Origin of the sequence: Collinsella sp. LCP19S3_H3 (genome assembly GCF_052119145.1) — a bacterium.
In the GTDB taxonomy this organism is placed as follows: Bacteria; Actinomycetota; Coriobacteriia; order Coriobacteriales; family Coriobacteriaceae; genus Collinsella.
Genome location: NZ_JBQKFW010000010.1, coordinates 52,536 through 73,831, shown reverse-complemented (window position 1 = coordinate 73,831; position 21,296 = coordinate 52,536). Strand labels below are relative to the sequence as shown.

Sequence of the window (21,296 nt, the reverse complement as noted above, 5' to 3'; positions counted from 1 at the left end):
TCAATTAGCTAAGAACAAGCCCATTTTAACGCACCTGAGCCCACCGGGCATCGCATGGGCGCGACAGCTCGGCGGGCGGTACTCACGGTTACAATGGGCTTATTCCCCCGTTGGCGCCTTTTTAACCCCTCGGCGCTAAAGAGAGAACAGGCGAGCGGTAACCGTCTCGGGAATTCCTTGGCTATTACGCACCGTGGCATAGGTTAAAAACGTATTCGATTTTCCCGCCGTAGCTGGATAATCGCCATATTCGAGAGCGCGGTCGGGCGACAGCAGCGAACCATAGGTTTTAGCGGAGGTATCGATCAGAAAATGCGATGCCTGAACCTTAACCAGATATTTGCCCTTCCTGCCGGCGGCGCACGCAAGCGGTTCGCGCGATAGAAATTGATACGGTCCGCCCTCGTTACCAATGTAGGTACCCATATTGCCCAGGCCGCCCACGCCGGCATAGGTCGCCTCAATGGAGAACACAAACGTATCGCCCATATATACGGCCTCGAAAGGTGACACCGACGAAGGAAGGACCAGCTGAGCCCTCTTGGTATTGTTGCCATCCGTCAGGTCGATCGCCGTCATGCCGTAATAGACGCCCTCGTCATTGCGCACGCGGGGTGAGATAGTCAGGATGCCATCGCTCACGCGCGGTGCAGACGCAAAGCGGCCTGTCGACTTCCAGATTGCCTCCGCTTTAGATTCATCGAGCGAACGGCGGTAGCAATATGAATCGCTGCCGGTCTTATTGCCACCGGTCGAAGGCATCTTGTACCAGATGACCGACGAGTCAAAGGCGGTAAACAGCGGAGGGTCGTAATCCTCACCGCCGCGATCAAGCTCAACGGCATTACCAGTAAGCGCCGCGCCCGACAGGGTTTGCGCATAGAGCTTCCACGACGAATTCGCGTAGTTCATCTCAACCCACGCAAACACACTATCGGTGGCGCGAACGTCGTAAAACGCATAACCGGAACCCTCGACAGGATCGTCAATCAACGTGGTGAGTGAGCCGTCCCCCATGTTGAACACGCCAAGCGTGTTGGCATGCAGCGCAGATGCGGGCGCCATCATCGCCGCAGCGTAACCGCCATCGCAGTAGTACAGCAGCGTCCCCAATGGCAACGTCCACGACGCCGTCGGCTTAAGATCAATGTCGACGGCCTCATACTCTTCGGTAATCGAGACGATCTTGGAATCATCTTTGATAACCTGCGGCTCACCGGCAGCATCATCGCTGGTGCCCGTTTTTTTCGAGCACCCCGCAAGCAGCGTGGCAGCACTCGCGGCAGCACCACCCAACACAAATCCTCGGCGCGTTACCCCATTCTTAACGCGATCAAAAATACTCATTAGGCAATCTCGGCACGCGCGGCCTCGATGGCACGCGTAAGTTGGTCGGCACAGGAGGTCTTTTTCGTGCCGCACGTATTGCCGGCCAACACCTCAATCACACGATCGGAAGAAGCACCTTCGACCAATTTAGAGATGGCCTTGAGGTTGCCGTTGCAGCCGCCGGTAAACTCAACGCCCAGCACTTTGCTGCCGTCATCGGAAAGATTGAGGTGAATATTGCGAGTACACACGCCCTGGGGCTTGTAATCAAACGAAATCATGCGATCTCCTTCTCAGAATGTCATTCGAGACGACTATTATCCCCGTCTTTCCATAAATGCAACGAGGCGCTTTACCGGCAACACACATTACCAGCAAAGCGCCCTAAATAGCTAACGTTATGCCCGAACCTACTCGAAGCTCAGCTGCTCCAGACGATCGAAGACCGTATCGATGCGGGTGAGGAAGTCCCACGGATCAAAGATCTCGTCGAGCTTCTCCTGGCTGACGGTGCAGCGCGGATCGGCCTCGAGGCGCTCCTTGAAGGTGGGGCCGGAAACGCAGTCCTGCACCTCATGCCAGGTCGCCATGGCGTTTTCCTGCACGATTGCGTAGGCGTCCTCACGGGTAATGCCCGTATCGACGAGGGCCAACAGAACCTTGGAGGAGAAGATGAGACCGCGGGTCTTGTTGAGGTTGGCCATCATGCGAGCCGGATACAGCTGGAGGCCATCGATAACGCGGATAAGGCACTGGAACATGTGGTCAAGCGCGATAAAGCTATCGGCCTGGGCGACGCGCTCGGCAGAAGAGTGCGAAATGTCACGCTCATGCCACAGGGCGACGTTGTCGAAGGCGACCTGGGCGTTGGACTTCACGACGCGCGACAGGCCGCAGACCTTCTCCATGGTGATCGGGTTACGCTTGTGCGGCATGGCGGAGCTGCCCTTTTGACCCTTGCGGAACGGCTCCTCGGCCTCGAGCGTATCGGTCTTCTGCAGATTGCGAACCTCGGTAGCGATACGCTCGCAGGTGGCCGCCGTGGTGGCGAGGACGCCAGCGAGGTAGGCATGATGGTCGCGGCTGATAACCTGCGTGGACAGCGGGTCGTGAACCAAACCCAGGTGCTCGCAGACATACTCCTCGACAAACGGCTCGATGGAGCTGTAGGTGCCAACGGCACCCGAGATGGCACCGAAGGCGACGTTCTTGCGAGCGTCCTCAAGGCGATCCAGATCGCGCTTGAGCTCCCAGGCCCAAGAGCCAAACTTCATACCAAAGGTCATAGGCTCGGCGTGGATGCCGTGAGTGCGACCGGCGCAGAGCGTGTTACGCTCCTCGAAAGCGCGACGTTTGCAGATCTCGCCGAGTTTCTTGACGTCCTCGATAATTAGGTCGCAGGCCTGGGTGAGCTGATAGCACAGGGCCGTATCGCCCAAGTCAGAGCTGGTCATGCCATAGTGAACCCAACGGCTGGGCTTAGGCTCGCCCTCGGGAACATCGGCGTCGATATACTCCTTCATATTGGTCAGGAAGGCAATGACGTCATGGCGCGTGACTTCTTCGATCTCGTCGACCTTCGCCTTCTCAAAGTTGGCGTGGTCGCGGATCCACTGAGCTTCTTCTTTAGAAATACCGATCTTGCCGAGCTCCGCCTGGGCCTCGCAGGCCAGAACCTCAATCTCCTGCCAAATGGCGTACTTGTTCTCGAGGGAGAAGATGTGTCCCATCTCCGGGCGGGTATAGCGATCGATCATAGCGGCTCCTTTTTGGTTATTGGCACGTTGGTCGTAACCCAACCATTGTACCGTGCGCAGGTGCAAGTATAGGCAGCAGGTATTAACCTAACATTTTGCCATTTGCCTAACGTTCACACCTTGTCGGGTTCGAATCCCGGCGCTTTATTGAAAAAAGCACGGTACCGCAGCGGTGCCGTGCTTTTATTTTTTGGAGCGGGCAACGGGACTCGAACCCGCGAGTGTCAGCTTGGGAAGCTGATGCCTTACCACTTGGCGATGCCCGCATATGTGGGGGATAGTATAACGCGGTTGTCTTGTTTGATACAAGGGCGCCAACCCATGTTTTACGCATGGAAAAACATCTTCTTGTTGCTCGAATTGCGAAAACAGGGACTCGAGTAACCTGTTTTACACCGTCTTCTACCTGCTCTTTTGTTTGATTATCTAAAACCGGTCTCCATCTGTTGGGAACTTGGCAAGTTCTTGGTCAGCTCGCGGTACTTACCCGTATGACCCCCGGCGCTAATCTCATCCCACGCGCCGCAATCTCCCAGCGCGGCGCACAAAGGATAAGGAGCAGCCATGTCCAATGCACCCACGCACTCTGTCCACAGCGCAATCGCAACAGCACCGCTGCTCCTATTCCTCTTGTTGTTTCTAGCCTGCGCCACGCCTGGTACCGCCTGCGCCGTCGATGGAAACGATACGCTTAGTTTTCGCACCATCAGCGATATGTGCGGACCGTTTGGCATTGGCAAGTACGAGGCACAAGACGCCTCGATTTCTTACTGCATGAACCAAGACTGCCCCGGCCCCAGCAGCCCAGGAGGACCCTGGCGGACCTACAATCAGGGTTGGACATGGCTCGACAACGAGTTTGCCGCCGTCATCTGCCATGGATACCCCTCCGCCACATCATTTGGCGGCCATAACCTAACGGCCGAACGCGCCCGCGCCGCAACCCAGATTGCCGTGTGGATGCTCAAAGGAACCACGCGCCCCGATGGCTCTTTTGCGTATACAAACAACGCCGGCGTTGCCAAAAGCGGCAAGTTCGATCAAGACGCCGAGGTTGTCGCGGCGGCGCGCTGGCTCTACGACAACGCAAAAGCCGGAAATATTAAGGCCGACCCGCATCGCGCCAGACGCTATCACGGACCCGTCTCTAACGAAGGCCGGCACCAGGATATGCTCTACGTTTTGCCCACCATCAACGTATCCTTTGAGAAAAGATCTGCAGACACTGTCATTACCAGCGGGAACGATACGTATCAGTTAGGTGGGGCGACGTTTAACATCTTTGAGGAAAACACAGACAAACACGTCGGCAGCATCAAAATGGACGGCAACGGTCGTGCACGGGCAACACTTTTGCCCAACACGGCATACTACCTAATCGAAACCAAAGCGCCGACAGGCTATCTGTCCCGACGCGATCGCATTGCCTTTACCACCGGAAAGAGCGGCGGACATGTCACAATCAACGAGCAGCCAGGTTCTATCACGCTGCGTGTCGTCAAAACCGATGCCGCCACGAATGCCGGAGCGCAGGCGGGAACCTCGCTCGCCAAAGCCGAATTTACCTGTGTCTCGCAATCTACCCCTGGGTGGACGCGTACCTTCACGACCGAAGGCGATGGCCAGGCGACCTTAAGCGGCATTCCCCTGGGAACCTTTACCCTCTACGAATCGAAAGCACCAGAGGGCTACCTGCTCCCCCATGACAGCTGGACCTATACGGTCGGCCCCAATCAACTAAACGACATGGGCGTCGTTGAGCTCGAACGCCGCATCCCCAATACTCATGTTGCGTTTGACCTCGAGATTTCCAAGTTCAAGGATTACGGGAACGGCGAGCAATCGGGATTAGAACAGCCAGCGGAAGGCGTCGTCTTTGAAATCGTCAGCAACAGCTCTAAGCAGGTCGTAGGCACATTGACGACAAATATCTATGGCTTCGCATCCACCAAAGACCAGCCCAAGGCCTGGTTTGGCGCGGGCACACGACCGGACGGCGTCCATGGAGCCATCCCCTACGATCGTGAGGGGTATACCGTTCGCGAGGTTCCGGAAACTGTTCCCGCAGGCTTCAAGCGGGCAGAGGATTGGACCATCGCGCCCGAGCAAATCGCCGACGGAGCCAAGCTTCAGTACATAGTGGACAATCACACCCTTTCGACACATCTCCAAATCATCAAACGCGATGCCCAGACGGGAGCTTCCGTCCCCCTTGCCGGCTTTAGTTTTCAGCTGCTCAACAGCAACCGTGAACCCATCTCTCAAACATGCTGGTATCCGACGCACAACGTTATGAACACCTTTACCACCAATGCGACCGGCACCGTCACGTTGCCAGAATCGCTCAAGCCGGGCACATATTACGTACGAGAAGTCGCAGCCAAAGCGCCCTACCTTGTGGGCGACGAACTGAAGGTGACGATTCCTGCCGATGCAGATCTCACACCTATCGCCGCCGTCTCGTATTTCAACAGCGCGGCAACCGGAAGCATCGAGATCGCGAAGGCTGACGCAGTAGACGGCAGTGCCCTATCTGGTGCCAAGTTTGAAATTCGCGCTGCCGACGATATCGTTTGCCCCGATGGCCACATTGCCGCCCTTGCCGGTGAAGCCGTTGCCGCCGTCACAACTGATGAACAGGGTAAAGCTCGCGTAGACAACCTTTCGCTGGGTTGCGGAACGGCACGATACGAAGTCGTTGAAACCCAGTCTCCCGACGGCTATCTACTTGATCGGACAGCACATATCGTTGAGCTTACTTATATCGACCAGAAGGTCCCCGTGGTCGAGTCGCAGATCGAATTGCCTAATGATTACACCAAGGTCGATTTCTCCAAGGTCGATATGACAGACAAGCATGAAGTTAAAGGCGCCCGACTGGTCTTATGCGACGCCGATGGAACAGAAATTGATTCTTGGATATCATCCGAGCAGCCCCATCGCGTGGAGCACCTTGAACCCGGTTCTTATACCCTACGCGAAACAATGTCCCCGCGCTCCTATGACCTCGCTGAAGACGTATCCTTTGAAGTCGAGGATACGGGGAAGATCCAGGCCGTAACCATGACGGATGCACCGATTGAGATTAAGGGGAGCGTCGACAAGCGACAAGAAATCGCGCGGCCAACTGCAAAGGGAACAGTGGCGAACGGCGACGGTAAAAACCGGGCGGCGACGCAACCCGACAGTAAGGGCTCCTATTCCTACACCATCGACGCTCAAAACGAATCGAGCACCTGGGTCGACGAGTTCACCGTCACCGACGATCTCGAATGTGCCAAAGACGGCACGGCCAAACTTGTCGCCATTAAAACCCCGATCGCCGTCGGCGACTTAAACGGGCTCTGCAATGTTTGGTATCGAACGTCACCGGCAGACAAGTTGGGCATAAAGGAAAAGGCCAACGCCACACTTGACGATGAACACACCAACCCGTGGCTCGAGACAGCCGAGGTCGAAGAGCGGCTGGGCGAGGATGTGCGGATTGTCGATTACGACGGCTGGAGTCTTTGGAAAGCCGATGTCTCGACCACAGAGTCTTCCACCCTCGAAGTAAAGGACCTTACGCTTTCGGACGACGCTGTTATCACGGGGATTCGCTTTGAGTATGGCTCGGTTTCCGCAGACTTTACGACCCGGCGCGACAACGATTCTTGGAATCGCAATGGGCTTAAAGACGAGCATGACGACCTTGACGACGCGACGGCATCCCTCAAATCGGATTTACACGGAGCAATCATCCGGATGTGTGCAACCTCATCCTATACGCCCCAAACCGCACTCGCCAACAGTGCCCGTGTTGACCTTTGCCGCAACGGAGGAGGCGAAAAACTCGAGTCGCACGATAAAGATCGTGTTGTTCAAAAATGCGCCATTCCGCAGGATCTTCCAAATACGGGCAATGCACCCATCATCTCTTTTCTCACCGCATTATTGACCGCCGGTGGCACAGCAATTTGGCTCACTTGGCTAAGCTCGGCATCAAAAGAGGAGTAGGTAGAAATAACGGACGAGCCGATATGCCGGCTCGCCCGTTATCTGGCGTATGTAACCAAAGGCTATTCCGTAGACGCAGACCCGCCGTCAACAAGTTCCAGATCGCCATCCGAAATGCCGTCGGCACCCAAACTCTGCTCTTGCTCCACCTCTTCGCTCATCGTGGACCTGGGCGTCGACCCCTTAGCGCCCACGATATATGCGGCCCCCAGACCCATAGCGATGGCGATCAAAAACAGAACCACATAGACGGGCCAATGGCGTTTGATGTATGAAAACACACTAACTCCTTAGAGGTCCGCTACGAACGGCGGATGACCTCGGTGACAACCTCGGACACCGTAGCGATGTTCGTCGGGTTGACGTTGTACGGCAAATCGTCTTCGGTGCGCGCGCAGGCAAGACGCGGGCCATCGACACCGGCAATTGTGAGGGCGCGACGGCTCGCCTCGAGCGCGGCATAGGCATCGGTCTTGGCATAGGGCATCTCAAACGCGCCACAATCAACGTGGAACGACTTGCACACCTTGCTGACCAGATTCATGATGCGGCGATCACCCTTGAGCAACTGCTGCTCGCCTTCGACCGTCACGACCGAAAGCCTACCGGCTCCAATGGACTCAAGATTGATAAAGAACACACCACGCAGCTTATCGCGATGGGCTTCGAGGAACGCCTTCATACCGGCGCCGTCACAATCCGAGGCACCCGTTGCCACAAACCAGATATCGTGACCAAGCAGCTCGTCATCACCCATGGAGGCAACAGCCGAAAGCATGTCCTCGGCAGAAGCGCCGTCAGAAGAGGTGGCACCGCCCTTCCAGCCGTTATCATCGTCCTCAAAGTTATCCCAAGAGCCGATACCGCGGCCAGACTTCTTGGCATCGTAGTCATCCTCGACGCCCAGCCAGTCGCTCATGCTGTTCTGCTCATTCTTCTTTTTGCGTCCGAACAAGCCGCCCAGACCGCGCTTCTGAGGCTTTGCCTCCTTGGCGACGGGAGCCGAGATGGTTTCGATGGGCTGAGCGCCCGAAGAAACGGGCATGGAGGGGGCAACCGGTGCCGACGTGGGCTCGGGCCCCTGAGCTGTCGCGAAAGGATCGTCGGCCTGAGCCGAGGGGTCGGGGAGATCGAAGAGGGATGTGCGGGATGCGACGTTGGCCTGCTGCATCGAGGGCAGCGACGGATCGGGGACCGAGGCAAGCGGCGAAGAAGAAGGTGTGGGCACCGGAACAGAAGCGGGATCGGGGATATTCATCTGCGGACGCGGTGCGGCCTTGGACGAAATCTGTGCCATGAGCGAATCAACCGTCTCGACCTGCGCCGATGCGGGGTTGGCAACCGTGGAGCCGGGATCGCTCGGGGCAGGCATGGTAAAGATCTGCGTAGAGTACGGCCTGGACTCATCGGCGTTAGAAATCACCGGGGTCTCTTCTTGCTCAACGACGACCGTCGCGTCGGCTTCAATCTCGTCGGCGGTGTTCGTCTCGGCGTCAACGTTCTCAACCTGCTCGGCATCGACACTCTCAGCCGGCTCGGCTTCGGGCGCCTCGATCTCATCTGCAGCATCCTGGGACTCATCGGAAACAGAAAGGGGCTCGGCGATGGCAGTACCCTGCTTCTCGAACGTTATCGTGGCATCGAACTTCGCGGCATCGAGCGTCTCGGTGGCGTCGATTGGCTGCTGGGCCTCGAAGGACGTCGTAGCCTCGGCGACCTCCGTCGCGGCAGGCTGCTCAGCCTCATGCTGTTCAAATTCCCGCGCCGCACGCTCACGCTCGGCCTCGGCAGCCTGCTGGTGGGCAATAGCCTCCTGCTCTGCCACCTCGCGCGCAGCGGCACGCTTTTCCTCAAGGTCGTCGACAAGTTTTTTACCCTTAGCGAGTGCGCCCTTAAAGAAGCTTGAAGCGCTGGCTCCAATCGAAGAGAACGCAGATGCTATATCGGCATGGGGCGTCGCGACCGGTAGATCGGCCGAAAAATCGGTATCGCTCTCATAGGAAACGCGCTGCGGATACTCATCGTAATCGCTGGCGGAATCGTCGTACACATCCTGAACCACCGGAGCGGGTGCAGCGGTGTCCGGCTCGGGTGCAGGGCTGGGCTCGGGTTCCGTCTCGGGCTCGGTATCGACGACGGGCTCGTCGGCAGGCGCGGCGACAGGTTCAACCGAAGCAGACTCGGGATCGATCGTCGGCTCCTCGCCCTCTTCGTAATCAAGCGTGCACGACTCGGGAAGCATCCCCAAGGCACGAATGGCATCAGAACCAAAGCGAATATTACCGGCAGCATTGCGATACAGCTTGGGCTCGGGCTCGCTCGGCTCAGCGACAGCGGGCGCCCCAATCGACTCGACGACATCCTCATCCGCGACCGGCTCGGCAGCAACCTCGGCTTCAGCCTGAGCCTCGGGAGCAATGACACCAATCAGGGTTTCGTCAGCTGAGGCACCCTCAAAGCCATCGATCTGCTCGTCAAATACTTCGCCCTGCTCGGATTCGGGAGCGATCGGCTGGCCAAACTCGTCCTCGGTGTAGGAGGGCTCTTCGTACTCGATCGTGTTGCCGTAGTCGTTTTGCTGCTGGGCAGCGGCATACTCAGCCGCCGCGCGCGCCATCTCCTCGGCACGACGCTTTTGCTCACCAAAATAGTCATCAAACGGAATGTCGTTGGGGAACTCGTTTTCGCCCTGGTAAGGGGCAACGTTATCCATGACACCGAGCATCGCGGCTACAGAAGACTTATTGCAGACCGCACCGGACGTATAGGGAAGAACAAAACGGTTGGCAATGATATTGGCCGCGTTGGCGAGCGCCACAAGAGAGGCGAGGATCGCAACGATCCAAAGCAGAACCTTAAGAGCGCCGGGGAGCGGCAGTATACGCAGAATGGCGACGGCAGCGGGGACAATCGTGGCGACCGGCAGCATCTTGGCGATGAGCGCGCGATACGGCGCGTACGGTTCGCGAGCGAGGAGCTCGGCACGCGGAGAATCGTAATGGGCGACAACAACCACCGGACGGTTGCGCGGAGATGCAAGCGGACCTGTGGCCTTGTGATAGGCAATGACATTTTGACTCACGCCCGTCTTGCCCAGGCGAGAGATAACAGGGCGACCGGTACGCTCGAGCACATACAACACGGCACCGGCGATGGCCAGCAGAACACCGATTAAGCCGATGCTGCCGCCAATACCCATAAGCAGGGCACCGGCAAAAGACAGGATGCCTGTGACGGCAAATGCCAGCCTGCTGGGTGCAGGAGCGTTAAATTCCTGGACTTCGGGATCAAAGCCATGATTGCGGAAGATCTGGGCGATATCCTCGGCAGCCAAACGCTCTTCTTCGCTGCACGCCGGCGTGATGCCCGTGCCCTGCAGCAGGTGATTGATATAGTTCTGGGTGTTCGCCATGTGCGCTCCACATCCATAATCCGACAAATAGGCCCAATGCTTGCACATTAGAACCGTATATAGTCGAAAGTATACCCCGAGCGAACGCAATCGGCCGAATTCTGGGCATCTTAACGCACTGAGCGGACAAGGATATAGCCTAATCTCCATATCGGATTAAAATCATGGCATCAAATAACCTTCCCATGCGAGGATTCTATGACGGTAAGCGATATGACCGCGACAAACAAAACAAATGCGCCAGAACCCGGTTTCGACAAAACCGCCCAGCGTATCCTCAACCTTTTCTTTGTCCTCAACAGTTCCCCTGAGCCCTTAACTACCGAGCAGATCGTGCTGGATTCTGACCTAGGCTACGGATCGGGCAACGTCGACTCGGATAAGCGAAAATTTCGCCGCGACCGCGACAAGCTGCTCGAGCGGGGCATTGTGATCAAGGAAGTTCGCGCCGCGGGTGCCCAGGAGACCGAGGAGAGCGCCTGGACAATCGACCGTGAGCATACGTTTGCCGCGGGCGGCTTGATCACCGCAGACGATGCCGACATTCTGCTAAACGCTATCGATCAGACCCTCACCACGGGCTCTTCGGCCTTTGCGACCCCGCTCGCCGACATACGCTCCAAAATTGCCTATCTTACCGGCGAGACGAATACGGCCGAACCCCCCGTTGTTCACTCGCCGACGGTCGATGCGGTATGGAGCGCGTTTGCCAACCGATGCGCGCTGCGTTTTTTGTATCAAAACGGACGGGGTGAGCAACGACAACGCACTGTTTGCGTCTACGGCATGTTCGAGCGCGAAGGAACAGCCTACTTTTGCGGCCTAGATGACGCCACCGGCAAAATCAGAACCTTTCGCTGCGATCGCATCGTTCGTGCGTGGCGTCCATCGCGGGCCTACGCCATTCCCGCGGACTTCAATCTCAACGATTACCTCTTCTTTGAATTCGATTTCTCCGATTGCCAGCCCGTCACGGCAACTTTCTCGTTTGCTCCGCAGGCTCAATCCGACATGGTCCACGGCCTCACACGTGGGCGAGGAAGGCTCGAGCACGCCAAAGACGGCTGGACCTGGACCGTTGACGTTCGCGACCTGAATGCGGCGGCGTCATTTTGCATGGAACACAGCGTTGACGGTATGAGGCCCGTAGCGCCCAACGAACTCAAGCAGGCGTGGAACCGCCTCATCGAAAGGACAGTGAGCGCTCATGGCCGTGCGTAAGCTCACCAGCGAACAAAGGCTCTCGCGCTCCATCGACATTATGGAGGCACTCTATGCCGCCGGCGAGGCGGGCATGACGCGAGACGATATCTGCAGTCGCTTCGATATCTCCGGAGCTTCGCTCGACGAGATCATCGGCATCATCTCGACGCTCGCAGACCGCGAATCGGGCGCGCGCATCATTTGCGAATGCCGCGATGAACGTGTGGTTCTCATCGGCGATGCGGGCCGTGTGCTGCCGCTTCGCCTGAGTGCCGCCGAGGGCGCCGTACTCAACCATGAATTGGAGTCACTCGGAATCGAGGAGTGCGCGGCGGCGCGCATCCGGCGCGCACTCCTTCCGGCGGAACTCGGATACAACCAACGCGTTGACGATACCGTCGCCCGCGGATCTTATTGGCAGCAACTCTGCTGTGCAATTCAGGATGGCGTGCGATGCCTCGTCACCTACCGCTCCCTGGACGACCAGCATCCACGCAGGCGATTGATCGACCCCCTAAAGATTACGACCAACGGCGACCAAACGTACCTGATTGCCTGGGATGTCGAGGCAGACGGGCAGCGCTCCTACCGTATGGACAAGATCGAGGAGCTTCTGCTGACGGAAGACTCCGTCGTGCGTCACACGACCGAAACCACGTCCCTGCACGATTCCCTTGCACAGGCAAGCCAGAGCGTTAAGCTCCTGATGCCGCTCGATATGGCAGAACGCGTGAGGTGGGCAGGTATCAGGTCAATTAAAGCCGATGGGGAGGGTACGGCAAGCGTGACCGTTTCCTATAGCTCCGAAAACTGGCTGTTTAGCCAGATTATCGCAGCGGGCGGAGCCATCCGCATCGCAGACGACCCCGCCCTTTCAAAGCGTCTATGTGATGCCGCCGAGGCAATGGCCTTCCGTTCTTAGCGATGGCGTTCGTGCGCTTGGCGCCATAACTGAAGATAGTGGCCGATCTGCTCCGTTTCGATGCGCTGATACGAGCTGGTAGGCAGCGATGTCAGAAATTTCTTGCCGTAACCCTTCGTCACCAGACGCGGGTCGGCCAAAATCAACACGCCGCAATCGGTCGATGAACGAATCAGGCGACCGGCCGCCTGCTTGACCTCGAGAACCGCCTCGGGCAGCGAGTAGCGTACCCAGGCGCGGTCCTCGCGCAGATTGCGCTCGCACGAGAGAGGATCGGTGGGGCTCGAGAATGGCAGCTTGGGGATAATGACGCATCTCAGCGTCTCGCCGCCGGCATCGAAGCCCTCCCAAAATGCCTTGAGAGCAAAGAGCGACGAGGTCGACTCGTTGATAAAGCGATCGCGCAAGCGACGGGGAGACGAATTGCGCTGCTGGCAATTGAGTTCCAGGCCGGCACGCGCCAGCTTGGGCTCAACCCGAGCATACAGGTCTTCCATATCGCGGCGATTGGTGAACAGCGTGAGCACCGACCCGCCCATGGCAAGATGGGCATCGACCAGCACGCGCTCGAGCGCGGATAGATAGCCCTCGCGGTCGCGAGGGTCGGGAATGTCCCCCGCCACGACTACGGCCATGTTCGAATCGAAGTCATAGCTCGAATCCAGATGTAGTGACGAGGATGCCGAAGCGCCAATGCGATCGAGGCCTACGGCATGGTTAAAGTGCTCAAAGCTCTTGGACACCGTCATGGTTGCCGAGGCAAAGATGGCCGTATGCACCTCGGGCAGCCACTCGTTCGCCAGGGCCTCGCCGATGTCGATGCGCTCGGCGGTCATGGATTCTCCGCCTGCACGTAGGCGGCGGTTGACCTGCAGCGAGTACACATAATGCTCGTCGGTGCCGTCAATGATGAGCTTGAGGTTCTCGGCCAGCTCGTGCAGACGGCGCGAAATATCGCCCAGGTCGACGACGACCTCGGGTTTATCGGCAGCGACAGCCTGCACCAGCGCGGCAACATTTTTATCCGCCTGCTCCAGGGCATCGATAGCAGCGCTGGCAGACTGCAAGAAGTCATGCCAGTCATCCGACTCGCGCAACTCGGGGCCAATCCACAGATTTGCGCTGTCGTAGCCACCGCGGGCGCGACGGCCGAGCTCACGCACGCCGTCAAACACCTCGGCGAGTGCCATGCTCGCGCGTGCGACCGTAGACGTCGCCTTCGCGGTGAGCCCCAGATAAAGCGTGGAGCCTTCGGATGTCACCAAATCACGAGATACCTGGCTCAATGCACCGGAGCTCGACCCGCCAAGGCGCTCAAATAGCACACGAGATTCGTCTGCCGAGACCACGCGCGCCCACTGGCGGCGCGCCTCGCGCTCGATGGAATGGGCCTCGTCGATTACCCAGTGGCGGATGGGAGGCAAAATTCTCCCTTCGGCCGCAACGTTGCGAAACAGCAGGGAATGATTTGTGACCACGACATCGGCATGCGCCGCGCGACGACGGGCACCGTGGACGAGGCATTTATCGGGGAAGAACGGACACAGGCGGCGAGCGCATTCGCGCGAGGCCGTCGTAAAGTCGGGACGGTTGACGCTGCGCCAGCGAATGCCGAGCGAATCGAGGTCACCATCGGCAGATTGGCACACATACGCCATGATCACCGCAACCGCTGTGAGCGTGTCGGCAGGATCGCGCTTGGTGGTAATCTCGGCCTGACTTCGGCTCATGCGCTCGAGTTTGCGCAGGCACGGATAGTGGTCATATCCCTTGAGCGCACAGAATGACAAGCCTCCGTCCAGCTGTTCGGCGAGTTTTGGCAGCTCGTGGTACATAAGCTGATCGGCAAGATTATTCGATTTGGTCGCAATGCCAACGGTAATGTTGTTTCGGCGGGCGGCCTCGGCAAAGGGCACGAGATACGCCATCGATTTACCGACGCCCGTACCGGCCTCTATCACGCGATGCGTATCCGTAACCAACGCGTCGCGCACCTCGAGCGCCATGGCAATCTGCTCGTCGCGCGGCTCATAAGTGGGATACATGCGATTGACTAGACCACCGGGGGCATAATCCGCCTCAATCTCTTCGCGGCTCGGCATGTTAAGAACCGGCAGCTCGTCGGCATCCACGCGATCATCGGCGCGATCGGCCTTGAGCACGTCGGCGCGGGCGGCGGCAAGCGAGAAAATCGAGCCGGGGTTTTGACCTGCCAAAAACGAGAAAATGGGACGATAGGACCAAGGAACATCCGCGTGCATATCCGCCAGACGCGCCATAAGGCCCTGCGGCAAGTCCGTAAGGGCAACCAGCAGCACGCGCCACACCCCACACAGGGCATCGACATCGGCATTTGCACGGTGCGACACGGAGTCGCAGCCAAACAGATCGGCCATAAAGGACAACTTGTGCGATGCCAGGCGCGGCAGCGCGATACGGGACAACGCCAGCGAATCGATCCAGATGTCGCTGACGTTGACACCGCCCTTGACCGATTCGATGAATGATCGGTCAAACGTGGCATTGTGCGCGATAACCGGGCACCCGCCCACAAAATCGGCGAGCGCAGCCACGGCCTCTACAGCCGAGGGGGCATCGGCCACATCGGCGTTTGTGATGCTTGTGAGCTCAGTGATTTCGGCAGGGATCAGCTGCTTGGGATGCACAAACGTGTCAAAGCGGTCAACGACCTCGCGGCCCGAAAGACGGGCCGCGGAAATCTCGATAAGCTCGTTGTCCTGGACCGAAAGACCCGTGGTCTCGGTATCGAGGACGATAACATCCTCCTCGATAAGGCCAAACGATTGTGTGCGGGCACGCTCGGCAAGCGTTGCATAGGAATCAATGACAAACTGCGGCGTTCCAGGAGATACAGCATCCTCGATTAGCATGCAATGCCCGCTCGACGGAGACCCATGCGAATCAGACTGTCACAGACCTGCGGGAAGGTCATGTCTTTGGTATGACGAATCTCGTCCGGATACAGTGACGTATCGGTCATACCGGGAATCGTATTGGTCTCGAGGATGACGGGGCCGTCCTCGCTCACGATAAAATCGCTGCGCGAAATGCCCAGACAGCCGAGGGCTTTGTGGGCCGCACAGGCTAGTTCCTGGGCACGAGCATAGTTTTCGGGCGAAATCTGCGCCGGAATACGGTGGATATCCGTGGGATCGACGTACTTCACATCCAGGTCGTAGAACTCACAGTCCTCAGGCTTGCGAATCTCGACGATCGGCAGGGCGCGCACGTCATCCTCACCGTAGACGCCTACGGTAATCTCGGTTCCCTCGATGCACTTTTCGACCAGCACCTTATCGCCGTACTCAAAGGCCTTGGCGATGGCGGCAGGCAGCTCAGAGGGCTCGTGTACCAGGGAGATGCCGTAGCTGGAGCCGTTGACGGCGGGCTTTACAAAGCAACGCTCGCCGCAAATCTCAACGATGCGATCGATATCAACCTCGTCGCCCGCCTCAAGCGCTAAACCGGGGGCAATGGGGATGCCCGCCTTGGCGTACAGAAGCTTTGAAACCTCTTTATCGGCGCCACACGCGCTGGCGAGCACACCCGACGCCGTGTAGGGGATACCCAGCGTCTCCATGGCTCCCTGCATGGCGCCATCCTCGCCGCCGGCGCCGTGCATGGCGATAAACGCCACGTCAAAATCGCCAGTTGCCATAGTCACCATAAAATCATCGGCAGCCGTATCGAGCAGCTCCACCGAAGTGTAGCCAGCCTCCTTTAGGGCCACCACGACGTTCTTTCCCGAATTGAGCGAAATCTCGCGCTCGGCGGAATGGCCGCCCGCCAAGACCGCTACGTGCATGTTCTCTAGGCTTTTACCCGGCATGGGCAGACTCCTCCTCTATGATTTCTGCAGCTGATACCATATTGTAGCGATACCCCCTACGTTTCCCCAAAATCGAAAGGCTTCCATGAATCCCAGGACTAAATCTCAGGACATTCGCGACTTGAGCCAAAACGATATTCGCGAGCTCGTGGCCGAACTCGGCCAGCCCGCTTTCCGCGCGAAGCAGCTCATTGAATGGGTTTTTGAGAAGAACGTTTGTTCGTTTGACGATATGACCAACCTTCCCAAGGCTTTCCGCGAGCAGTTAAAGGAGGCATTTGCCTTCGACACGCCGACCGAGCTCACCAAGCAGGTGTCCAAGGACGGCTCTCGTAAATACCTACTCGAGTACCACGATGGCATTTCTGTCGAGACCGTCGGCATGCCCCGTCGTAACAAGCTCTCTGTCTGCGTATCCACCCAAGCCGGCTGCGGAATGGGCTGTGCTTTTTGCGCTACCGGTCTCAACGGCCTCAGGCGCTCGCTGACCGCCCAGGAAATCGTCGACCAGGTACTTCACGTTTCCAATGATTTTGGCGAGCGCGCGACAAGCGTAGTGTTCATGGGCCAGGGCGAGCCTTTTGCCAACTACGATGAGGTTCTTAAGGCGCTGCGCATCCTTAATGACCCCGACGGTATCGGCATTGGAGCGCGCCATCTCACCGTGTCTACCAGCGGTGTTATTCCTGGTATCCGTAAGTTTGACGATATTCCCGAGCAGTTCACCCTAGCTGTCTCGCTGCACTCCGCTATCCAGTCTACACGCAATAAGCTCATGCCCGGTGTCAAGAAGTACACACTCCTGCGCCTTCACGAGGCACTGCAGCTCTACACCGAGAAGACCGGCCGCCGTCCGACGTACGAATATGCCATGATCGAGGGCGTCAACGACACCAACCCCGAAATGCAGGCGCTCTGCGACTTCTGTGAGGGCACGCTGTGCCACGTCAACCTGATTCAGCTCAACGATATTGAGGGCAGCCCGCTCAAGCCGTCACCGATCCATAAGGTAGAAGACCTTCAACGCCGTCTTGAGTCCCGTGGTATCGAGACCACGATCCGCAACTCCCGTGGTAACGATATCGATGCGGCTTGCGGCCAACTCAAGCAGCGTTTCAAAGTTCAGAAGAATGCGTAGGGGCGACCAGCCCAAACGTTTCATGTGAAACATCAGAAAGCCCCGGTTGCTTAATTGCAACCGGGGCTGTTTCATATTCATCGATTATCTGCATCATACGAATGTCCAGCATTATTTAGGACGATATTAGGGATCCCTGTACTGGTGATCAGACAAGGAACCCTTCAGAATAGATGAGTTATTGTTAGGTACCTAAAAGCCTACATTTTCCCATTGATGATTAACCCAATCTTGGTTGATCTTGGGATTCTTAGTCATCTGAGCCGTACGCATGGCAACGTCCTCGGTCATAACATCCATTTTCTTTTTTGAGGTATCAACGATATCCTGCGCTCCGCGAAGTAAACGACCACGCAATTCATCATCTGTCGCAATCTTATAACCGGCAAAAGCGCCAACTGCAACAGTAGCAGCCAAAGCGACAGCAGTCAGAACTTTATTCCTCATCCTGACCTCCTTGATCAAACTGAATGATTTCGCCCAGAATGCGAGAGAGTTCCTCTTCATCCTTAAATTCAATCTCGATCTTGTTCTTGCCGCGCGAGCTCTTTACGCGAACGTTCGTGTTAAACACCTGACGCAGAACGCGTGCCGCCTTCTTAAAAGACTGAGGCGTTGCGGTTCGAGGCGTTTTTGGTGTCTCTCCGGCAGAAAACAACGGAGCAAGATTTTCTGTCGCGCGGACGGACAATCCTTCCGCAACAACCTTCTCAGCTAACTTAATTCGTGCATCTTCGTATGGAACTGCAAGAATTGCACGAGCATGGCCAGCAGTCAGCTTACCTTCAAAGATCATCTGCTGAACAACCTCTGGAAGATCAAGTAGGCGCAGCGAATTGGTGATTGCAGAGCGAGACTTGCTAACAGCCTTCGACAAGGCCTCTTGAGTCATACCACTCGCATCGATGAGCTGTCGATATCCCTTAGCCTCTTCGACGGGATTGAGATCAGAGCGTTGCAGATTTTCAATCAATGCAAGCGCAAGCATCTGTTCATCATCAACATCTTTTATGATGACAGGAATTTCCTCAAGTCCAGCGAGCTTAGAAGCCTGATAACGGCGCTCACCCGCGATAATCTCATAGCCATTACCGTGCTTGCGTACAAGAAGCGGCTGAAGAACACCATGCTCCTGAATCGACTCACTCAACTCTCGAAGCTCGGTCTCATTAAAATGAATTCTGGGTTGGTTGGGGTTTGGAACGATATCTTCGATTGGAAGTTTAGTTTTCGAAGCAGTATTGGATGCGGACGTCGCAGATCCACCGGTCTCATATTCTGCTTCGGATACCAATGCATTGAGTCCGCGACCCAAACCGCCACGCTTCCTAGGATTAGGCACGCTTGATCACCTCTTTGGCAAGGTTCATATACGCCTTTGCACCCTTATTTTGCGGCGCATATGTAATTACCGGCTCACCGAACGACGGTGCTTCTGATATTTTAACCGTACGCGGAATCAAGGTCTTAAATGCCTTATCGCCAAAGTACGACTGCACTTCTTCGACAACCTGATTTGAGAGCGATGTTCGCGAATCATACATCGTCATAAGCACGCCATAGGTATCAAGGCTCTTATTTAGGCGTGTTTTGACCATCTTCATCGACTCAAGCAGCTTGGTGACACCTTCGAGTGCGTAATACTCACACTGAATCGGAATCAGAACACTGTCCGCCGCCGTCAACGCATTAATGGTCAACAAGCCAAGTGAAGGCGGACAGTCAATAAATATAAAGTCAAACTCATCTTTAACAGGCTCAAGCAGATCCTTCAAGCGTGTTTCTCGTGCAATTGCGCTTACAAGCTCAATTTCGGCACCTGCAAGCTGAATAGTAGCCGGAATTACAAATACCTTATTGCAATTTGTATCAAGAACAAGCGATTCAGCCGGAACATCATTCAGCAATGCATCATAGATGCAGTTATCGAGTTCTTCTTTTTCGATTCCAAAGCCGCTCGTGCTATTACCCTGTGGATCAAAATCGACAATCAGCGTCTTTCGACCCTGTTCACCCAGTGCTGCTGCAAGGTTTACTGCTGTGGTGGACTTACCCACACCACCCTTTTGATTGATGATTGCAATGATACGCGTGTCTTTTGCGCTCTTCGAACGCTTAACGTCGCGAAATCCCACGGTCCCTCCTGGTGTATTTTAAGCTGTTAAACGGAGGATGTTTCACGTGAAACATTCCGATTCATCATCTGTTATGTTTCACGTGAAACATAACAAGTAATTACTATCCATTATGTTTCACGTGAAACATCTAGGCAAGCGGATTCTTCTTCGCCATGCCATTAGCACGTGGAAGCGAAATAGCTGCCGGACGAGATTTTTTTAGAATGATAAACTCGCGATGACCCAAGCCATTTGGCAAATCTAAATCATCTGTCAAAAGTTTGGTGAACCCGCATATGCTAGCGGCAGTTAGACCAGACTGAAGTTCGACGTCTGACGGGTTTCCCTTAGTAATAACAAAGAGACCACTATCTATTAGAAATGGTGAAGCATACTCGACGAGAACTGGTAACGGTGCAAGTGCACGAGCAGTTACAACAGCAAACTGTTTCTTATGGCTTCGGGCATATTCTTCAAGACGATCATGAACTGCGTGAGCATGCTTGAGACCGAGAGCCTCAACAAATGAGTTGACGGCATCAACCTTCTTGCCAACCGAATCGATATAGGTAGCCTTACGTCCGCAAGCAATTGTCAAAGGGATACCAGGAAACCCAGCACCAGTACCCATGTCTAACAAAGCGCCTTCTGGAGCTATGTCTATATAGGGAAGCAACACAAGCGAATCAAGAATATGAAGAACAGCCGCATCTTCGATATTTAGGATGCGCGTAAGATTGGTGGTCTTATTAGCCTCCAAAACAAGATCTAGATGCTCAATACAGGAGCGAAGGGCATCATGGGAGACCTTCAAAGAATAGTCTTCGCAATACGAAATTAGACGACTAAGCATCTGGCTTGTCTGCTCATCGGTTAGCACAAACAAGACAAACTCCTATCTGACAAAAATCAGTGTATCAAGAACTTTTGACAAAAAAAGGGGACGTGGAAACCACGCCCCCTTAAGATAAGCTCGTTTAGGTTATCGAGCAACAATCACAACATGACGATCGGGGTCAGAACCCTCAGAATGCGTGTCGACAGCGTCGTTGCCGCGAAGAGCAATATGAACAAGACGGCGCTCGTAGGCATTCATGGGAGGAAGTGAAACGCTTTTGTGAGTGCGAACTGCCCGCTCGGCAGCAGACTGAGCCATAGAGGCAACCTTGTCCTGGCGGCGGCTCTTATATCCCTCGACGTCGACGACGACCGGATACCTAAAGCCAAGCTTGCGGCTCACCAACAGCGAGAACATAACCTGAAGGGCATCAAGGGTGCGACCATGACGACCAATAAGGACGGCAAGGTCGGGAGCCGTTACATCAAGAATCAGTTCGCCCTCGTCGCCCTCATACTCATCGATAGGAGAGTTGGCCGCGTCGAAATGCGAAAGGATGGAACGAAGAATAGAAATCGCAACATCGGCAATGGTGTCGAGTTCTTCGTCCGTAAGCTCTTCACCAGCCTTGTAGCGCTGTGCAATCTCGAGATAATCGCCCGCGGCCTGCGGGGCAACCTCCTCAAGCATATCCTCGACGATCTCTTCAGACATAACGTACTCCAAAAGTTAGG

Annotated in this window: 16 protein-coding genes and 1 tRNA gene; 4 read left to right on the top strand and 13 right to left on the bottom strand. The window is 56.1% G+C overall.

The features are described 5' to 3' along the window. Window positions 1–135: 135 nt before the first annotated feature. The 4 genes from ACTQZF_RS06745 to ACTQZF_RS06730 all read right to left on the bottom strand — a co-directional run bounded on the left by ACTQZF_RS06745 (window position 136) and on the right by ACTQZF_RS06730 (window position 3,352). A complete protein-coding gene (locus ACTQZF_RS06745; RefSeq protein WP_427748135.1) occupies window positions 136–1,347 on the bottom strand; it encodes a hypothetical protein in 1,212 nt (403 codons plus the stop codon). Beyond that, the gene (locus ACTQZF_RS06740) at window positions 1,347–1,610 is read right to left on the bottom strand and encodes a TIGR03905 family TSCPD domain-containing protein (RefSeq protein ID WP_427794045.1); all 264 of its coding nucleotides are present in this window, start codon (window positions 1,608–1,610) and stop codon (window positions 1,347–1,349) included. Before ACTQZF_RS06740 ends, ACTQZF_RS06745 begins: the two co-directional genes overlap by 1 nt. Before the next feature lie 129 nt (window positions 1,611–1,739). Next, window positions 1,740–3,086, bottom strand: a complete 1,347-nt coding sequence (gene purB, locus ACTQZF_RS06735; protein ID WP_154516820.1) for an adenylosuccinate lyase — start codon at window positions 3,084–3,086, stop codon at window positions 1,740–1,742. Between the two features lie 191 nt (window positions 3,087–3,277). Continuing rightward, window positions 3,278–3,352, bottom strand: a tRNA-Gly gene (locus tag ACTQZF_RS06730). A 298-nt stretch (window positions 3,353–3,650) separates the two neighbouring features. Between ACTQZF_RS06730 and ACTQZF_RS06725 the strand changes: the two genes are divergently transcribed. After that, entirely contained in the window at window positions 3,651–7,082 is a 3,432-nt protein-coding gene (locus tag ACTQZF_RS06725) for a SpaA isopeptide-forming pilin-related protein (protein WP_441554872.1), read from the top strand. Window positions 7,083–7,144: 62 nt separating this feature from the next. On the opposite strand, the gene ACTQZF_RS06720 is transcribed toward ACTQZF_RS06725, so the two are convergent. Both ACTQZF_RS06720 and ACTQZF_RS06715 read right to left on the bottom strand, forming a co-directional pair. Next, complete coding sequence (locus ACTQZF_RS06720) at window positions 7,145–7,363, bottom strand: hypothetical protein (protein ID WP_427729007.1); 219 nt, start codon at window positions 7,361–7,363, stop codon at window positions 7,145–7,147. 20 nt (window positions 7,364–7,383) lie between these two features. After that, window positions 7,384–10,494 (bottom strand): hypothetical protein, encoded by a 3,111-nt coding sequence (locus tag ACTQZF_RS06715; RefSeq protein ID WP_441554871.1) that lies wholly within the window; start codon window positions 10,492–10,494, stop codon window positions 7,384–7,386. 198 nt (window positions 10,495–10,692) lie between these two features. Here ACTQZF_RS06715 and ACTQZF_RS06710 point away from each other — a divergent pair, with 198 nt between their 5' ends. Together ACTQZF_RS06710 and ACTQZF_RS06705 are read left to right on the top strand one after the other, a co-directional pair. After that, window positions 10,693–11,715 carry a helix-turn-helix transcriptional regulator gene (locus tag ACTQZF_RS06710; protein WP_441554870.1) on the top strand — a complete coding sequence of 341 codons (1,023 nt, stop codon included), beginning with the start codon at window positions 10,693–10,695 and terminating at the stop codon, window positions 11,713–11,715. Continuing rightward, a complete protein-coding gene (locus ACTQZF_RS06705; RefSeq protein WP_441554869.1) occupies window positions 11,702–12,619 on the top strand; it encodes a helix-turn-helix transcriptional regulator in 918 nt (305 codons plus the stop codon). Before ACTQZF_RS06710 ends, ACTQZF_RS06705 begins: the two co-directional genes overlap by 14 nt. Here the strand turns inward: ACTQZF_RS06705 and ACTQZF_RS06700 are convergent. Together ACTQZF_RS06700 and ACTQZF_RS06695 are read right to left on the bottom strand one after the other, a co-directional pair. Then, complete coding sequence (locus tag ACTQZF_RS06700) at window positions 12,616–15,510, bottom strand: helicase C-terminal domain-containing protein (RefSeq protein WP_441554868.1); 2,895 nt, start codon at window positions 15,508–15,510, stop codon at window positions 12,616–12,618. The two genes, ACTQZF_RS06705 and ACTQZF_RS06700, sit on opposite strands and share 4 nt — an antisense overlap. Beyond that, on the bottom strand, window positions 15,504–16,469 hold the full coding sequence (locus ACTQZF_RS06695; RefSeq protein ID WP_427748142.1) for a D-alanine--D-alanine ligase family protein: 966 nt from the start codon (window positions 16,467–16,469) through the stop codon (window positions 15,504–15,506). The genes ACTQZF_RS06700 and ACTQZF_RS06695 overlap by 7 nt, the downstream gene beginning before the upstream one ends. A gap of 85 nt (window positions 16,470–16,554) precedes the next feature. On the opposite strand from ACTQZF_RS06695, the gene rlmN reads away from it, so the two are divergent. Continuing rightward, window positions 16,555–17,607 carry a 23S rRNA (adenine(2503)-C(2))-methyltransferase RlmN gene (rlmN, locus tag ACTQZF_RS06690; RefSeq protein ID WP_441554867.1) on the top strand — a complete coding sequence of 351 codons (1,053 nt, stop codon included), beginning with the start codon at window positions 16,555–16,557 and terminating at the stop codon, window positions 17,605–17,607. A gap of 192 nt (window positions 17,608–17,799) precedes the next feature. Here the strand turns inward: rlmN and ACTQZF_RS06685 are convergent, their stop codons facing one another. The 5 genes from ACTQZF_RS06685 to ACTQZF_RS06665 all read right to left on the bottom strand — a co-directional run bounded on the left by ACTQZF_RS06685 (window position 17,800) and on the right by ACTQZF_RS06665 (window position 21,276). Beyond that, window positions 17,800–18,054 (bottom strand): hypothetical protein, encoded by a 255-nt coding sequence (locus tag ACTQZF_RS06685; RefSeq protein WP_154516796.1) that lies wholly within the window; start codon window positions 18,052–18,054, stop codon window positions 17,800–17,802. Beyond that, window positions 18,044–18,922, bottom strand: coding sequence for a ParB/RepB/Spo0J family partition protein (locus tag ACTQZF_RS06680; RefSeq protein WP_441554866.1), 879 nt, complete (start codon window positions 18,920–18,922; stop codon window positions 18,044–18,046). Before ACTQZF_RS06680 ends, ACTQZF_RS06685 begins: the two co-directional genes overlap by 11 nt. Window positions 18,923–18,941: 19 nt before the next feature. Beyond that, window positions 18,942–19,742: a ParA family protein gene (locus tag ACTQZF_RS06675; protein WP_441546453.1), complete on the bottom strand. Its 801-nt coding sequence runs from the start codon at window positions 19,740–19,742 to the stop codon at window positions 18,942–18,944. 130 nt (window positions 19,743–19,872) lie between these two features. After that, window positions 19,873–20,604 (bottom strand): 16S rRNA (guanine(527)-N(7))-methyltransferase RsmG, encoded by a 732-nt coding sequence (gene rsmG, locus ACTQZF_RS06670; protein WP_441554875.1) that lies wholly within the window; start codon window positions 20,602–20,604, stop codon window positions 19,873–19,875. A 102-nt stretch (window positions 20,605–20,706) separates the two neighbouring features. Beyond that, window positions 20,707–21,276, bottom strand: coding sequence for a Jag family protein (locus ACTQZF_RS06665; RefSeq protein ID WP_154516793.1), 570 nt, complete (start codon window positions 21,274–21,276; stop codon window positions 20,707–20,709). Window positions 21,277–21,296: the final 20 nt, after the last annotated feature.

Coding starts and splice junctions, on each gene's coding strand:
- ACTQZF_RS06695 (WP_427748142.1), bottom strand. CDS start 16,469: ATGCCGGGTAAAAGCCTAGAGAACATGCACGTAGCGGTCTTGGCGGGC.
- rlmN (WP_441554867.1), top strand. CDS start 16,555: ATGAATCCCAGGACTAAATCTCAGGACATTCGCGACTTGAGCCAAAAC.
- ACTQZF_RS06740 (WP_427794045.1), bottom strand. CDS start 1,610: ATGATTTCGTTTGATTACAAGCCCCAGGGCGTGTGTACTCGCAATATT.
- ACTQZF_RS06715 (WP_441554871.1), bottom strand. CDS start 10,494: ATGGCGAACACCCAGAACTATATCAATCACCTGCTGCAGGGCACGGGC.
- ACTQZF_RS06705 (WP_441554869.1), top strand. CDS start 11,702: ATGGCCGTGCGTAAGCTCACCAGCGAACAAAGGCTCTCGCGCTCCATC.
- ACTQZF_RS06710 (WP_441554870.1), top strand. CDS start 10,693: ATGACGGTAAGCGATATGACCGCGACAAACAAAACAAATGCGCCAGAA.
- ACTQZF_RS06700 (WP_441554868.1), bottom strand. CDS start 15,510: ATGCTAATCGAGGATGCTGTATCTCCTGGAACGCCGCAGTTTGTCATT.
- ACTQZF_RS06725 (WP_441554872.1), top strand. CDS start 3,651: ATGTCCAATGCACCCACGCACTCTGTCCACAGCGCAATCGCAACAGCA.
- ACTQZF_RS06665 (WP_154516793.1), bottom strand. CDS start 21,276: ATGTCTGAAGAGATCGTCGAGGATATGCTTGAGGAGGTTGCCCCGCAG.
- ACTQZF_RS06745 (WP_427748135.1), bottom strand. CDS start 1,347: ATGAGTATTTTTGATCGCGTTAAGAATGGGGTAACGCGCCGAGGATTT.
- purB (WP_154516820.1), bottom strand. CDS start 3,086: ATGATCGATCGCTATACCCGCCCGGAGATGGGACACATCTTCTCCCTC.
- ACTQZF_RS06685 (WP_154516796.1), bottom strand. CDS start 18,054: ATGAGGAATAAAGTTCTGACTGCTGTCGCTTTGGCTGCTACTGTTGCA.